The following is a 15,205-nucleotide window of genomic DNA, read 5'->3' as shown; positions in this document are numbered from 1 at the left end:
AATCATGGGTTTCATTGATTTCAATCAATTATATAGAGAGTATTCACAGCGCCTGCACTATATCGCTTATTCATACGCGAAAGACCGGTTTCTTGCCGAGGATATTGTCCAGGAAGCATTTTTGAAAGCCTATAAGAAACTGGATACAGTGGAAGATTCGAATAAATTGGGTGCCTGGCTGTCCGCCATTACAGCCAGGACTGCGATTGATTTTTTACGGATGGAAAAACGAAAAAACTGGATGCTCGTTGACCCCACGATTATGGAACCGATCATCGGGCTGGAACGGTCCGGGGAAAATCTTGAGGAGGAGGTTGGAATCCGCCTATTTAAAGAAGAGGTAAACGAGACGATGGGGTATTTATCAAGAGAGTTTCAAGAAGTACTGATTCTAAAAATTCATTATGGTTTAAAAGAAAATGAGATTGCCAGACTGCTAAATCTTAAATCGGCTACTGTTAAGACCCGTCTATATCGGGCTCGAAAACAGCTGAAGCATGTATTTGCTGAAAAAGTCTCAGCTTGATACATGAAATCTGAGCTTGCCCTCTGAGTTAGTGGGCAGGCTCTTTTTATATAAACAATTAAGATCTTAAACTTGAAAAAACTGTTGGATTCTATTAGTATTACTATATATTGATTTTAAAGGAAAATTCGACAACTACATATTGTGTTAGCCTTGAGTTAGGATGCCGTACGGCTTAAAAGGGAATCTGGTGAGAGCCCAGAACTGCCCCCGCAACTGTAAATGCAGACGAAATGAGCGATGACCACTGTATAAGTTTCTTGTGAAAATAGGTGCTTATACGGGAAGGGCTCAAAGTAGGGAGAAGCATAAGTCAGGAGACCTGTCCTAATTTGAGATGTTTCACTTCCTCGGGGATTGGGAGCTGGAACGGTGGCAAATTAGGATAAGGAAGGCTTGCCTCCTTTAAATCCTACTATTCTGTTATCGTTTCATCCGCTCAAATCCGCCCCGAGCGGATTTTTTTATTATGGGAGGAATTTTTAAATGATAACGCAGGATTACGTATTAGAAACCATCCAGCAGGCTGGAGAGCAATATAACCTTGACACGTCAAAGCTTTTAGAAAAATTACAACTAGCACCGGAAAAAGAACGAGGTCAACAGTCTTTATTATATGCACTGAACCAGATTGCGATGGACCAGCCCAATTGGACATTTGTTGCCGCACGCTTGTATTTACAGGAATTGTATACGACGGCAGCAAGTAACCGCGGTTATTCACGGAAGGAACGGTATGGCGACTTTTATCAGTTGATTAAGACTTTAACGGAAAAAGGAATCTACTCTATTGAACTATTAGATTCTTATGAGCGGGAAGAAATCGACCAGTTGGGCAAGGAAATCATCGCTGAACAAGATCACCTGTTTAATTACATAGGATTATTTTTACTCGCGGACCGTTATCTGGCGAAGGACCATGAGCGAAATTTGTTCGAGCTTCCACAGGAGAGATTCATGGTCATTGCGATGACACTGATGCAAAAAGAGCATCCTGACCGCCGATTAGCTCTGGTCAAAGAAGCTTACTGGGCAATGAGCAATCTTTATATGACCGTGGCGACGCCAACCTTGTCCAACGCTGGAAAAAGCTTTGGCCAGCTGTCGTCCTGTTTTATCGATACGGTCGATGACTCGCTAGACGGGATTTATTTAAATAATTGGGATAGTGCCAGATTAAGTAAGGATGGCGGAGGAATCGGAATTTACTTTGGGAAGGTGCGTGCGCTTGGATCCGATATTAAAGGCTTTAAAGGCAATTCGTCTGGTGTTGTGCCGTGGATCCGGCTGATTAATGATACAGCGGTAAGTGTTGACCAGTTAGGACAAAGACAGGGAGCCATCGCGGTTTATTTAGATATTTTTCATAAGGATATTATGAATGGATTTCTTGACTTAAAAACGAATAACGGTGATGAACGCCGCAAAGCGCACGATATTTTTACAGGCATTTCAATCCCGGATTTATTTATGAAAAAGCTTGAAGAAGTGGATGAGAACGGAAGAAGTATTGGCCAGTGGTCTACGTTTTGTCCGCATCAAGTGAAACAGATAATGGGCTGGAAGGATGAGTTGGGTAATCCCCTAGGCTTAGAGGATTTTTACGATGAAGAGGGCAAGCTTTATTTTTCCGAAAAATATGAGGAAGCCGTCCGCCATCCGCTTCTTCCCCGTAAGACCTATAGGGCAATGGAGATCATGGCACGGATTATGGTTTCGCAATTGGAAACAGGGACCCCTTATATGTTCTATCGGGATGAAGTGAACCGGAAAAATCCAAACAAACACTTGTTGGGGACGGGGCGGACTTCTATCTATTGCAGTAATTTATGCACGGAAATTGCGCAAAACATGTCTGCTTCAACTGTTGTTAATGAACACGTCGATGGCGATGGGAATATTGTCATTGTTCGCAGACCGGGAGATTTCGTGGTTTGCAATCTATCGTCTATTAATTTGGCAAAAGCAGTTCCGGCCGATGTATTGGAGAGGCTGATTTCAATTCAGGTCCGGATGTTGGATAACGTGATTGATTTGAATACGATTGCTGTCGGGCAAGCACAAGTTACGAATCAAAAGTATCGTGGAATTGGACTGGGAACCTTTGGCTGGCACCATTTGCTTGCTTTGAAAAAAATCCACTGGGAATCGGAAGAGGCGGTGGGGTTTGCGGATGAGCTATATGAGGAGATTGCTTATTATACGATTCGTTCTTCGGTTAAGCTCGCTAAGGAAAAAGGTGCATACAGCAAGTTTGAGGGTTCGGAATGGCAGACTGGGGAGTATTTTGAGCGTAAAAAATATGTGACTGACCGCTGGCTTTCATTGAAACAGGAGGCTTCTAGGTCCGGGGTCCGCAATGGCTGGTTAATGGCAGTTGCTCCGAATTCTTCGACGGCCAAAATTGGTGGGTCAACAGATGGTATCGACCCAATTTATTCGGTTGAATACGCGGAGGAGAAGAAAAACTTTAAGTTTAAGGTGACGGCACCGGATTTGAATCATGTGACTTATGAATATTACCGCCGGGCCCGCCATGACTTGGATCAGGTTTGGAGTATTCGGCAAAATGCGGCCCGTCAGCGCCACATCGACCAAGCAATCAGTTTTAATCTCTATGTTCGCCATGATATTAAGGCACGGGATTTACTGAATCTTCATCTGGAGGCATGGAAGCAGGGGCTGAAAACAACTTATTATGTGCGGAGCACTTCTCAGGCGGAGATAGAGGAATGTGAGGCTTGTCATAGCTAGCGTAAATACGCTTTTGTAAGGATTAAGGATAAAATTACCGAGGAGAGCTTGGGAAAATGTCCTAAAAGAAATTTTAAAAGGACAAATTTAGCGGAGAGCAAGGTTCTATGCGACTGAATCAAGGGAAGAATCCCGTCCACGGTAGCGTAGCCAGGTTCTATGCGACCGAATCAAGGGAAGAATCCCGTCCACGGTAGAATAGCCGAGTTCTATGCGACCGAATCAAGTGAGGAATCCCGTCCACGGTAGCATAGCCGTGTTCTATGCGACCGAACCAAGGGAAGAATCCCGTTCAAGGTAGCGTAGCCGAGTTCTATGCGACCGAATCAAGGAAAGAATCCGGTCCACGGTAGCGTAGCCGAGTTCTATGCGACCGAATCAAAGGAAGAATCCCGTCCACGGTAGCGTAGTCGTGTTCTATGCGACCGAATCAAGGAAAGAATCCGGTCCACGGTAGCGTAGCCGTGTTCTATGCGACCGAATCAAGGAAAGAATCCGGTCCACGGTAGCGTAGCCGTGTTCTATGCGACTGAATCAAAGGAAGAATCCGGTCCACGGTAGCGTAGCCGAGTTCTATGCGACCGAATCCAGAGAAGAATCCGGTCCACGGTCGCATATACAAATTCTTTTAATAGTGTTGAATTATTGTTTACACTTTTACACAAATAAATGGACTTGACTAAGGGGACAAAGAAAATGTCCTTCAAGCAACTCTAGAATTACCTGAGAATTAAAGGAGGTCTTCAAAATGATTATCCATCAACCATTAAAAAAAATAAAACTATTAAACCCGGAATACCCAAATAAATCAACCGGAATCATCAATGGAAAATCCTCCGGGTTGCTAAACTGGAATGACATTGCCTACCCGCAAATGTATGACCTGTATCAAACCTTGCTATCAAACTTTTGGAAGGCGCAGGAAATTAATATGCAGGATGACCTGAAGCAATGGGAGTTCCTTTCACCGGTCGAGCAGGACGTTTTTCTAAGGATTAATACGCAATTAGCTTTCCTAGACAGCCTGCAAACCCCAACCATGAGCCAGGTCATGGATTATGTGACAGACTCAAGCTTTAAGGCGATTTTTGCTGTGATTTCACAGCAGGAGGCGGTTCATACCGAATCATATTCTTATATTTTGAGCTCGCTAGTGCCGTTAAGCGAACAAAATAAGCGGTTCGACCAAGCCAAAAACGATCCCATTGTCCGGAAACGGAACCAATTAATTTTAGAATCATACGAGAACTTCCGGCAAAACCCATCACCAATACGCCTATTTAAATTAGCCGTAAATTCTATCAATCTAGAAGGAATATATTTTTATGCCGGGTTTGCCTTTTTCTATCATCTTGCCCGCCAGCAAAAGATGCTCAAAACGAGCACGATGATTAGCTATATCCAGCGTGATGAAATGCAGCACGCCTATTTTATCGCCCAGTTTATCCGGATTCTTTTAAGTGAAAATCCGGAACTGAATACAGAGGAAAATGTGGAGTATATTTACGAAACAATCGACCAGGCAACGAAGCTTGAAAAAGAGTGGGCTGCCTTTATATTAAAGGATATTGAAGGAATTGATTTAAAAGAATTCAGCGATTATGTTGAATACCTGGCAAATAAACGCCTACGGCAGCTGGGTTTACAAAATCTCTATCCGGATCGGGAAAACCCAATGCCGTGGATCCATGTATTTAGCGATGAAATGATCAATGATACTAAGTCCGATTTCTTTGAGCAAAAATCAAGGACCTATTCAAAGGTAACACAATCAAATGGATTTGATGAACTGTAGGAGGACCCGGTATGAACCTAGCAATCATTTATACCTCAGTTACAGGGAATACGAAAGAACTTGCAGCTATTTTAGGAGGATTTATCAAGGGCTTTGGCGTAGATGTTCAGATGTTTTCAATTGAAGAGTTTCCTCTAAGGCAATTAGGTCAATATGATGCAGTGGTAATCGGGACCTATACATGGGGGAACGGAGAAATTCCCGAAGAGATGCTGCCACTGTATTGGGCATTTGAAAATCAGGAAACCGAGACAATCGTAACAGGAGTTTTTGGTACAGGGGATCAATTCTATCCCCACTTTTGTGGGGCTGTCGACAAGTTCCGGGATATGCTTTATGTCCAGAGCGAATTAGCCGTTACCTTGAAGATTGAGTTAACACCGCAGTTACAAGACCTTAAACGCTGTCGAAAGTTTGCAGAGATCGTGGTGAGTCGTTTACGGCAAAACTGTCCAGCTGGAATGGACAAAATCAGCTAAAAGTCCACGGGCCGTGCCTGTCATCATGTAAATGGTGACAGGAATTCCTTTTTTATTTGGAGGAATTTTGACCTTGTATTTTTCAAAGAGGTTTAATTTTTTTATAATTCCGACTTGACCAATAGGAATATGTGTAACAAGTAAGGACGCAGGGGAATTTGAAAAAGAAGTTCACCAAAATTCAAAAGTTGTAGAAGCATAAAAAGATCTGTTGGGTAATATAAAATTCTGATTGGTTTAAAAGAAAGGTGCTTGTCACATGTATTTTCATGGTGACAGGCACCTTTTTATATTTATTGAAATAAATTCCAAAAGACTATTGTTATCATTTGGAAATTATAATATACTACATTACAACACTAATGTACCGTGTTAGGAGAGGAGGAGCAGGGTGATTCCTCAATTGGATGGAGCAAAACCAATTTATGTACAGATTTCAGAGTGGTTGGAGACGGAAATTTTGAATGGGAATTTTGAAAAAGACCAAAAAATTTACTCCCAGTATCAGCTTGCGGAGATGTTTAATATTAATCCGGCGACAGCTGCTAAAGGACTCAATATATTGGCGGATGAAGAGATTCTCTATAAAAAACGCGGACTCGGAATGTTTGTTGCAGAGATCGCAAAAGATAGAATCCTAAAAAAACGGAAAAATCAAACGCTCAAGCGTTTAGTCTCGGAAATCGTAATGGAGTCCGCAAGACTCAACGTAAGTAAAGATGAATTAATTGAAATGATTAGAAAGGAAGAAATCGGGGAGGAAGAGAAATGAATGTGATTGAATGCGATGGATTGATTAAAGTCTATGGCCAAAAGAATGCATTAAATGGAATAACAATTCAAATTGCAGAAAATAAAATTACCGGGCTGATAGGACGAAATGGGGCGGGAAAAACTACGCTACTGAAAATCATCGCTGGCCATTTAAAAGAGACATCCGGTGAAATAAAGGCTTTTTCAGAAAAACCCTTTAATAACCTAAAGGTTTCGGCAAACCTCATCTTTATCCATGAGCATATGACTCTTCCTTCAGCCTTGGGATTGATGGAGATTTTAGAAGCCGCCGCCGGCTTTTATGAAAACTGGGATGGGGAACTAGCTCATCGTCTTTTTGACTATTTCTCCTTCCATCCACTCCAGCAATTTGATGGTCTATCAAAAGGGATGAAAAGTACCTTTAAGATGATTTTAGGACTAGCGGCTAAATGCCCGCTTACCATTTTTGATGAGCCAACATCGGGAATGGATGCCGCTGTCCGCAAGGATTTTTATCGCGCCTTACTAAAGGATTATATTGCCCATCCCCGGACGATTATCATTTCAAGCCATCACTTGAATGAAATAGAAGATTTAATCGAGGATATCCTGCTGATAAAAGATGGAAAGGAACTGCTCCATATCCCGGCAACCCATTTGAAGGAATGGGCAGTCGGTCTGCAGGGGAGTGCTGCCATTGTAACGGAATGGGTAAAAGATAGGGGAATCCTATATTCTCAGGCTATCGGAGAGAATTATTTATATGCAGTGGTGAAAAGTGACTTTTCCCAAGAGGAGTTAAAAGAAATCCGGGCGGCCGGGATTGAGATTTCAGCGGTTGACTCTAGCGATCTATGTGTCTATTTAACTGGTAAAACGAAAGGTGGAATTGATGATGTCTTTATCGAATCCTAGTCTGGGGCAGGTTGTGAAAAAACAATTTTTTTATAAACTCAAAGCCTACCAGCAGGTTTTTATTACACTGGTCATTATCCAGATCATTGCGGTTTTCTTTTCGTTTAACGGTATTGGGGAAATGGGTTCGGGCAGCCAAAGCATCGATATTAGCATCCGATATTATTCAGCGGACATGGTCGTCGGTTTTACGTTTTTATGGGCGTTTATTACCGCTATCAATTTAACAACTAAGGCGTATCGTTATGATGATTTCGCATTTGTAACAAATAGAGTCAGCAGTAATTTATCGAATATATTGTTTTTACTAGCAGCAGGTATTATTGGTGGGGTCACATCGATGCTGTCAGCTTCTTTAATAAAGGTTATGATGGTGTATTTTAAAGGTTATCAATTGGTAGCTTCTTCAAGCACAATGTTTATCCCATCAAAATTTCTGCTGGGCATAATAACAACTAGTTTTTATATTTTTCTATTTTGTGCATTAGGTTATTTTGTTGGGATGCTTGTTCAAATCCATAAAATATTCATCATCGTACTGCCGGTTGTTTTCTTGGGAATTGGGATTGGTAAGGAAAAATTGTTGATCAATCTATTTGCTATTTTCTTTACTGAGTCCTCCCCTTTTATTTTTGTCATTAAAATCATCGCTACTGCCTCATTGCTATTTTACTGTTCGGTGGTTTTATCGAATCGAATGGAGGTCAGGTCATGATGCTTGCTAATTTGCTGGTACCGATCGTTTTTATTATTTTAATCGCATTGGCCATTGCCTTCTTAGTGGTAAAAATGATGAAAGGAAGCGGTAAGCGAAAAGGAAAATATCATTTTAGAAAAAGAGTTTACTGGATATTAGGAGGATATATTACCGTTTTATTAGTCTGTTTTGTTTTCGATGTGGCACATCCTGTAAATGGCATGATGGAGGACAGAAAAATAGTTAAAGAAAAAGACCTTAATAGAGAAAACTCGGAATTATATGTTGCGGCTTTAGAAGGGAAAATTGCTGAAACGGGAAATCAATTTATCGTGAAAAAATGGGACTTTGATTATCATGGGAAAAAGCTGAACATTACGTCCGAAAACGGAGAATTCTTTAATGAAAGAGTTGTAGTGGAACGAAAGAAGGGGAATGACGGGAAAATCGAAGCTGTCTATTATCAAACAAGGTCAAGTGTGGACCACCGTGAAATTAGCGAGAAGAAACGTCCAATAAGAATACAATTATCAGAGGCTACACTCATGCTGGGCGAACAAGAAAGAGTGGAGCTGAAATTCTCTCAGTTTGAAAACGCCTTTACGGTCAATCAATTTAGCGGTTCGGGCTGGTTCAATCATGAATCCAACTTCTATGAAGGCCAAGGCATTGTTTACCTGCAAATCCCAAAAGACCTCGACCTTGAAGCACAATCCGAATTTGACCTCCAGTACGTAAATAACTAAAAATAGTGACCGGAATTGTTCGTGGATTTGATTAGGCTAAATATAATTAATTTAAAAATTATTCTGAAAAAACATTGACAGGGTCGTCCATAAGTTATATTCTGAAAACATCAAAAATTACATCAGAGAGACAAAATCAGAAAAGGGAGATTACTTTTATGAAAAAGCAAATGGCAAAACTTTTCATGGCTTCGAGCTTAGTGGCTGGAATTCTAGCTGGATGCTCGGGAGCAAATGGAGGCTCAAGTTCAGGCTCCGATAGCAGCAAGTCGATTAAAATTGGGGTAAACTTGGAGCTCTCAGGCGGCGTTGCATCTTATGGTGAATCGCTGGCTGACGGGATTAATATTGCAGTTGATGAAATCAACAAAAAAGGCGGCATTGACGGCAAAAAGATTGATATAGTAAAGGTGGATAATAAATCTGATGCTGCCGAAGCTACCAATGGTGCCATCAAATTAACAAGCCAAGACCATGTAAATGCGATTATTGGCGCTGCTACTAGCGGTGACACAGTTGCACAGGCACAAATTGCAAATGATACAAAAACAGTGATATTAACTCCATCTGGAACAAGTCCAAACGTAACCGTTGGAGATAATGGAAAATTAAATGAATATGTTTTCCGTACTTCTTTTATTGACCCATTCCAAGGAACAGTGGCAGCCAACTTTGCGGCGAAAGAATTAAAAGTTAAAAATGCAGCCATTTTTGCAGACAGCTCTAGTGATTACGCAAAAGGGCTTTCCGCTGCTTTTAAACAAACCTTTGAAGCTGCCGGCGGCAAGGTTGTGTCAGAAGAAGCTTATGTAGCAAAGGATACAGACTTCCGTGCTACGTTAACTCGGATTAAGTCGAAAAATCCTGAATTCATTTTTATCCCAGGATATTATGAAGAAGTAGGTTTAATTGTTAAACAAGCCCGCGAATTAGGAATTAATGTTCCATTGATGGGTGCCGATGGCTGGGATTCTCCAAAACTAGTAGAACTCGCTGGTAAGGATGCCTTGAATAATACGTTTATTACAAACCATTATTCATCTGAAGACCCGGATAAAAAGATTCAAACATTTGTATCTACTTTTAAAGAAAAGAACAATGGTGAATCACCGAATGCTTTCAACGCGCTTGGCTATGATACGGTTTATCTATTAGCAGATGCAATTAAGAGTGCTGGCAGCACAGACTCAACCAAAATCAAAGACGCATTGGCAAAAACTAAAGATTTATCACTTGTAACCGGAATTGTATCCATCGACAAAAATCATAACCCGATTAAATCAGCAACAATTCTAGAATATAAAGATGGTAAACAAGTATTCAAAACAAAAATCAATCCATAAAAAAATGGGAGGCAATGCCTCCTGTTTTTTTATGGAGAAAAACTTTACAAACTATAAAACAATTCATGGAAAAGATTTTATGTTTTGTCTAATGACAACGAGCTAGAATGGTATATAATTTTATATACAAGTCTGAATATTTACATAAAGGCATAACTGTGACTGTTTGAAATGAGGATTACCGGCTTTATTAAAAAAAATGAACACGCTTACATCAACATTGCTAAAGTAGTAAGTTAACACTGATTGAAGTTTCACTTTATAAAAGGAGTGGTTAATCATGCAACGTCAAAAGTTATTGGTTAATGGAGAAAGACTTCACCAGGAGTTAGAGCGGTTCGCCGATTTTGGCCGTACCGAAAACAATGGGGTCACTCGCCTCGCCCTATCGGAGCAAGACCGTCTAGTTAGGAATTATTTCAAGTCCTGCTGTGAAGAGCTCGGCTTAACAGTCAAGGTGGATGATATGGGTTGTATGTACGCCACACTTGCGGGAACGGAAAATAAACCTCCAATCGTTATTGGCTCGCATCTGGATACGGTAAAAAAAGGCGGCCGTTTTGACGGAGTGCTGGGGGTTGTGGCCGGATTAGAAGTAGTCAGATCCCTCGTGGAAAATGGCGTAAAGCCAAAAGTTCCGATTACAATTGTGAACTGGACAAATGAAGAGGGGGCAAGATTTGAACCTTCGATGATGGCTTCCGGGGTCATTGCCGGCAAATTTGACAAAGCTGCTATGTTACAAAAGAAAGATAGTGACGGCATTACTTTTGGGGATGCATTAAACGAAATTGGGTATGTTGGTGATGAGGCAAACCGTTTGAAAGAAGCCACTGCACTTTTAGAATTGCATATCGAACAAGGACCAATCCTTGAAAAAGAAGCGCTCTCCATTGGTGTCGTTGAATGTGTTGTCGGAATGGCCTGCTTCGAAATCGAGGTAACTGGTGAGTCCGATCATGCCGGAACCACCCCAATGAACATGAGAAAAGATGCCTTATTTGCTACAAACAATTTAATAAATGAAATACGCAGCCGTTTAGGTTCATTGGATGAGGACTTGGTATTTACAATAGGGCGGGTAAATGTTTATCCAAGTATTCATACCGTCATTCCGAATAAGGTAGTCTTTTCATTGGAAGCACGCCACAAGGATACGGAGATTGTCAGCACCTTTAAAGACTTTGTCCAAAGTTTACCAAACTTAGGCTTAAATGAAGGCTGTGATATAAAAGTAACGAAGCTGTGGGAACGCGACACGGTTTGGTTTGATGAAGAAGTCGTGAATCATCTGGAGCAATCCGCCCAGTCGCTGGGCTTTTCCAATAAGCGAATGGTGAGCGGTGCTGGACATGATGCCCAATTCATCGCAAGCCTCGTTCCAACTGCGATGCTGTTCGTGCCAAGCAAAAACGGAAAAAGTCATTGTGAGGAAGAACTGACCACATGGGAAGAATGTGAAAAAGGTGTAAACATTCTATTAGATACGACGCTTGCACTGTTATCATTAAATTCACTGTAAAACCCAAGATTTAATTTCTTATATCTGAAGGGTAGAAGTAAGCTCTATCATGCATGTACTTTGAATGGTTGACTAACTTTTAAAGTATACATCATGGGGGAGTTTAGTTTATGGAAAGCGCTGTTATCATTGTGACAGCTGTCAGCCCGTATTCAAACAACGCATATAAAAAGAGCAGCACCTCCTGGTACTATAAACGTATCAATTTAAGGAGGTGCTTTTTCATATGCCTACTGGGCGTTAATATGTGGGGCGTTACAATATATTGATTACACTGTAACCTGAAGCCTATCTTCAAAAACACCTTGAACGCTTGTCTAAAATGTCTGATAAATGTCCAAAATGTCTAAAATGTCCAATTTGTAATAAAGGAAAATAAACTTTTTAACATGTTTTTTAGATTTAAAATCCTATTCATCGCTTTATCAAAATTTTTTGAATCCTTGTAAAACAATATTACTCCCCCTTCACAATCAAGATTAACGTTGCTTTTCATCTATGATTCGTGTGTTGGCATGAAAGTTGCATTAGATAATAAAGAAACCCGGTGCAGGGGAACCCCTAATAAAAGCATCAAGGGTGATAACAACATGAGAGGAGATATAAAAATGAACTTTACTTCGGATCACAATTGGATCTCAGAATCCCTCGAGATTGGGAAGGAAATGCTTTATTTATCTCAAAAAGAAGTGCTAGGCATTGGACTATCGGAAAAAGAAATTCTGAATTTAACGAAAGATGCTTTGATTGCCCATGGGAAGAAAGAATACGAAATGCCTGCCAAAATTGGTGTGCACCCTTTTCCGGAAGTCTTTTTTCATGCGATGCCCGCCTATGTGCCATCGAAACAAGCCGTAGGAGCGAAATGGATCGAGTGTTATCCTAATAATCCAAGCAAATTTCAATTACCACAAACGACGGGATTGCTGATCTTAAACGATGTATCTTCCGGTTGTCCGATCGCCTTAATGGATTCCGCCTGGATTACGGCCATGAGAACTCCTGCCGTTACCTCCTTAGCCGCTGAGGCATTACACCCGGATGCTGAAACCTTTGGCATGTTCGGATGTGGGATTCAGGGGATTGAGCATGTGAAATATATCGGACACACGTTAAAGAAACTTAAAAAGATCTATATTTATGATGTGAGAGAAGAGGCCATGGATCGATTGATCCAAGAGGTTCAACCTAAAATCAGTGTGGAGATTGTGAAAGGGAAAAATCCGGAAGAGGTCACCAAAAGCTGTGAAGTGTTAAGTTCTGCCACTGTTATCTTAAAAGAACCACTTGCCGTGATTAAAGATGAATGGGTATCGAGGGGTCAAACCATTATCCCTTGCGATATGAATACGTTTTTGGATCCGGTTACATCGAAAAGAGCCGATAAATACATCGTTGACAGTATCGAAGAGCATGAATTATTTGACCAGATGGGGTATTTCCCGGATGGATTGCCAAAGATTGTATGTGAAACAGGCGAAATCATTGCCGGAGTTAAAAAAGGCAGAGAATCGAAAGAAGAATTGATCGTGTGCAGCAATATCGGAATGGCCGTATGTGACGTAGTCGTAGGGAGAGAAATCTTTAACCAGGCATTAGCGAACAACGTGGGAGTTAAGTTGACATTATAGAAAACGCTTACTAATTTTCGCGGTTTTACCCGTATGCAGCCTATCATTGAGATTTTGAATCTGTTTGTTTTCAAGGGGTTTTGAATAGTTGCAGAGTTTCTATTCCCCATCAGAGGAATAGAAACTCAAATCCTCAAAAAAGATATACATGACCATGCCATGTGGTTGTCATTCATGTTACTGGAGCAGCTGCGGTTCCAGTTATCTTTTAGCTGGTGTATTTAGCGATGTTTGCAGCACATATGGATGGAGAAATGGCTTCTAGTATTTACGCTTAGACTTAGGGAATTGGGTTGGATTTTCAGTTGGATAGTTGTACAACATATTCTCTTTAAAGTTTTCTGAAGATTTTTATTATTTGCAAATTATTTAGAGGGGGTACATTATGTCGGGACATGGAAAATTTAAAAAGAATTTGTCTTTGGGAGATCTTGTATTTATAGGGTTTGGGGCTATGTTTGGTTCAGGATGGCTTTTTGCAGGGAGTCGTGTAGCTTCAATGGCGGGGCCCGCTGGTATTTATTCGTGGATTATCGCTGGTTTTGCTATCCTTTTACTCGGCCTTGTGTACGCTGAACTCGGTGGTGCCATTCCCCGGGCTGGTGGTATCGTTCGTTATCCAGTTTATTCGCACGGTCCTTTAATTGGGTATCTAATGGGTTTCGCTTCCTTAATCGCGTATTCAAGCCTTGTTGCGATTGAAGTCGAAGCGGCACGTCAATATGCTTCCTCTTGGTGGCCCGCATTAGACCAACCGGGTTCATCAGGCTCACCTTCTTTATTAGGCTGGGTTGTGCAATTTATATTGATTTTGACATTCTTCCTGCTTAATTACTGGAGTGTCAAAACGTTTGCGAAATCAAACATTTTCATCACCATTATTAAGTTTGTCGTTCCAGTGCTGACTATTATCATTTTACTCTTAAATTTGAAATCAGCCAATTTCCATATTCATGGTTTCTCTCCATTCGGTTTTTCCGGAATTGAAAGCGCTATATCAACTGGGGGAGTTATTTTTGCCTATTTAGGGCTTCATCCAATTGTAACCGTCGCCAGTGAAGCTAAAAATCCACAACGTACGGTACCCATAGCTTTAATTCTATCTGTCGTTTTATCAGCCATCGTCTATGTGCTTCTTCAGCTCGCGTTCATTGGAAGTATTCCAACGAATATGTTGGCTGGCGGATGGGCGACAGTGGGCAGCCAATTCTTGCTCCCTTATAAAGATATTGCTGTGGCACTTGGATTAGGATGGCTTACCATCATGATCGTTACGGATGCTGTTATATCTCCCAGCGGAGCAGGCAATGTTTATTTCAATACGACATCTCGTCTTGTTTTTGGTTGGACACGGAGTGGTACCTTTTTTAAGATTTTTGGAAAAGTGGATGAGAAATCCGGTATACCACGTCCGGCGCTTTGGCTTTCGTTAATACTATCCATCTTCTGGACATTGCCGTTCCCATCATGGGATGCAATGATCGCCGTTGTTTCGAATGCACTTGTCCTAACCTACGCACTAGCCCCGGTTTCAGCCTATGCATTACGGTTAAATGCGCCGGATTTACAAAGGCCGTTTTACTTAAAAGGTATGAGTGTAGTCGGACCCCTTTCCTTTATTATCGCTTCACTTATGGTCTATTGGGGAGGATGGAGCGTTAACTCTTGGTTGCTGGGATCGCAATTGGTTATGTTTGTAATTTATCTATTCTTTAAGAACTCTGTACCTACAAAAACAGTGAGTTTTGCACAACAAATAAAATCTTCTTGGTGGATTGTTTTCTATTATTCGGCCATTATCGTTATCTCGTATCTAGGCACTTTTGGGGGCACCAAAATTCTTAAAAGTCCATGGGATCAAATCGCAATTGCTATCATAGCTTTAATTTCGTATTACTGGGGAGGAAGAACCGGTTTACCAAAAGCAGTGTTCGATGATGATGAAGATGAAGTAGAAGTAGAAACAGCTGAACCAACCTATAATGCGCGATAAGGTTTATAAATCTGATGTTTTTGTTAGATTTGCTCACCAACATGAGAT

12 protein-coding genes and 1 riboswitch are annotated in these 15,205 nt (G+C 41.1%); all 12 genes read left to right on the top strand.

The features are described from left to right. Positions 1 to 4 precede the first annotated feature (4 nt). Positions 5 to 526 (top strand): RNA polymerase sigma factor, encoded by a 522-nt coding sequence (locus J2Y67_RS18150; protein WP_310176256.1) that lies wholly within the window; start codon positions 5 to 7, stop codon positions 524 to 526. A gap of 144 nt (positions 527 to 670) precedes the next feature. Continuing rightward, positions 671 to 870: riboswitch (cobalamin riboswitch) on the top strand. 142 nt (positions 871 to 1,012) lie between these two features. Next, on the top strand, positions 1,013 to 3,280 hold the full coding sequence (locus J2Y67_RS18145; RefSeq protein WP_310176255.1) for a ribonucleoside-diphosphate reductase subunit alpha: 2,268 nt from the start codon (positions 1,013 to 1,015) through the stop codon (positions 3,278 to 3,280). A 748-nt stretch (positions 3,281 to 4,028) separates the two neighbouring features. Beyond that, entirely contained in the window at positions 4,029 to 5,075 is a 1,047-nt protein-coding gene (locus J2Y67_RS18140) for a ribonucleotide-diphosphate reductase subunit beta (protein WP_310176254.1), read from the top strand. Positions 5,076 to 5,086: 11 nt separating this feature from the next. Then, complete coding sequence (locus tag J2Y67_RS18135) at positions 5,087 to 5,554, top strand: flavodoxin domain-containing protein (protein ID WP_310176253.1); 468 nt, start codon at positions 5,087 to 5,089, stop codon at positions 5,552 to 5,554. Between the two features lie 391 nt (positions 5,555 to 5,945). Next, the gene (locus J2Y67_RS18130) at positions 5,946 to 6,326 is read left to right on the top strand and encodes a GntR family transcriptional regulator (protein ID WP_310176252.1); all 381 of its coding nucleotides are present in this window, start codon (positions 5,946 to 5,948) and stop codon (positions 6,324 to 6,326) included. Continuing rightward, a complete protein-coding gene (locus tag J2Y67_RS18125; protein WP_310176251.1) occupies positions 6,323 to 7,225 on the top strand; it encodes an ABC transporter ATP-binding protein in 903 nt (300 codons plus the stop codon). The genes J2Y67_RS18130 and J2Y67_RS18125 overlap by 4 nt, the downstream gene beginning before the upstream one ends. Further along, entirely contained in the window at positions 7,206 to 7,940 is a 735-nt protein-coding gene (locus tag J2Y67_RS18120; protein ID WP_310176250.1) for a hypothetical protein, read from the top strand. The genes J2Y67_RS18125 and J2Y67_RS18120 overlap by 20 nt, the downstream gene beginning before the upstream one ends. Further along, a complete protein-coding gene (locus J2Y67_RS18115) occupies positions 7,937 to 8,668 on the top strand; it encodes a hypothetical protein (RefSeq protein WP_310176249.1) in 732 nt (243 codons plus the stop codon). The genes J2Y67_RS18120 and J2Y67_RS18115 overlap by 4 nt, the downstream gene beginning before the upstream one ends. A 158-nt stretch (positions 8,669 to 8,826) precedes the next feature. Further along, positions 8,827 to 10,011 carry an ABC transporter substrate-binding protein gene (locus tag J2Y67_RS18110; protein ID WP_310176248.1) on the top strand — a complete coding sequence of 395 codons (1,185 nt, stop codon included), beginning with the start codon at positions 8,827 to 8,829 and terminating at the stop codon, positions 10,009 to 10,011. A gap of 280 nt (positions 10,012 to 10,291) precedes the next feature. Then, positions 10,292 to 11,533 (top strand): Zn-dependent hydrolase, encoded by a 1,242-nt coding sequence (locus J2Y67_RS18105; protein WP_310176247.1) that lies wholly within the window; start codon positions 10,292 to 10,294, stop codon positions 11,531 to 11,533. Positions 11,534 to 12,141: 608 nt separating this feature from the next. Further along, entirely contained in the window at positions 12,142 to 13,164 is a 1,023-nt protein-coding gene (locus J2Y67_RS18100) for an ornithine cyclodeaminase family protein (RefSeq protein WP_310176246.1), read from the top strand. 385 nt (positions 13,165 to 13,549) lie between these two features. Continuing rightward, on the top strand, positions 13,550 to 15,157 hold the full coding sequence (locus J2Y67_RS18095; RefSeq protein ID WP_310176245.1) for an APC family permease: 1,608 nt from the start codon (positions 13,550 to 13,552) through the stop codon (positions 15,155 to 15,157). Positions 15,158 to 15,205 lie beyond the last annotated feature (48 nt).

Origin of the sequence: Neobacillus niacini, assembly GCF_031456445.1 — a bacterium.
Classification (GTDB): Bacteria; Bacillota; Bacilli; order Bacillales; family Cytobacillaceae; genus Neobacillus; species Neobacillus niacini_I.
Note: the sequence above shows the minus strand (reverse complement) of the source record. Positions and strands in the feature narration are given on the sequence as shown.

Excerpts from the sequence above, each read along its gene's own strand:
- J2Y67_RS18150 (WP_310176256.1), top strand. The coding sequence starts at position 5 with ATGGGTTTCATTGATTTCAATCAATTATATAGAGAGTATTCACAGCGC.
- J2Y67_RS18145 (WP_310176255.1), top strand. The coding sequence starts at position 1,013 with ATGATAACGCAGGATTACGTATTAGAAACCATCCAGCAGGCTGGAGAG.
- J2Y67_RS18140 (WP_310176254.1), top strand. The coding sequence starts at position 4,029 with ATGATTATCCATCAACCATTAAAAAAAATAAAACTATTAAACCCGGAA.
- J2Y67_RS18135 (WP_310176253.1), top strand. The coding sequence starts at position 5,087 with ATGAACCTAGCAATCATTTATACCTCAGTTACAGGGAATACGAAAGAA.
- J2Y67_RS18125 (WP_310176251.1), top strand. The coding sequence starts at position 6,323 with ATGAATGTGATTGAATGCGATGGATTGATTAAAGTCTATGGCCAAAAG.
- J2Y67_RS18120 (WP_310176250.1), top strand. The coding sequence starts at position 7,206 with ATGTCTTTATCGAATCCTAGTCTGGGGCAGGTTGTGAAAAAACAATTT.
- J2Y67_RS18115 (WP_310176249.1), top strand. The coding sequence starts at position 7,937 with ATGATGCTTGCTAATTTGCTGGTACCGATCGTTTTTATTATTTTAATC.
- J2Y67_RS18110 (WP_310176248.1), top strand. The coding sequence starts at position 8,827 with ATGAAAAAGCAAATGGCAAAACTTTTCATGGCTTCGAGCTTAGTGGCT.
- J2Y67_RS18105 (WP_310176247.1), top strand. The coding sequence starts at position 10,292 with ATGCAACGTCAAAAGTTATTGGTTAATGGAGAAAGACTTCACCAGGAG.
- J2Y67_RS18100 (WP_310176246.1), top strand. The coding sequence starts at position 12,142 with ATGAACTTTACTTCGGATCACAATTGGATCTCAGAATCCCTCGAGATT.
- J2Y67_RS18095 (WP_310176245.1), top strand. The coding sequence starts at position 13,550 with ATGTCGGGACATGGAAAATTTAAAAAGAATTTGTCTTTGGGAGATCTT.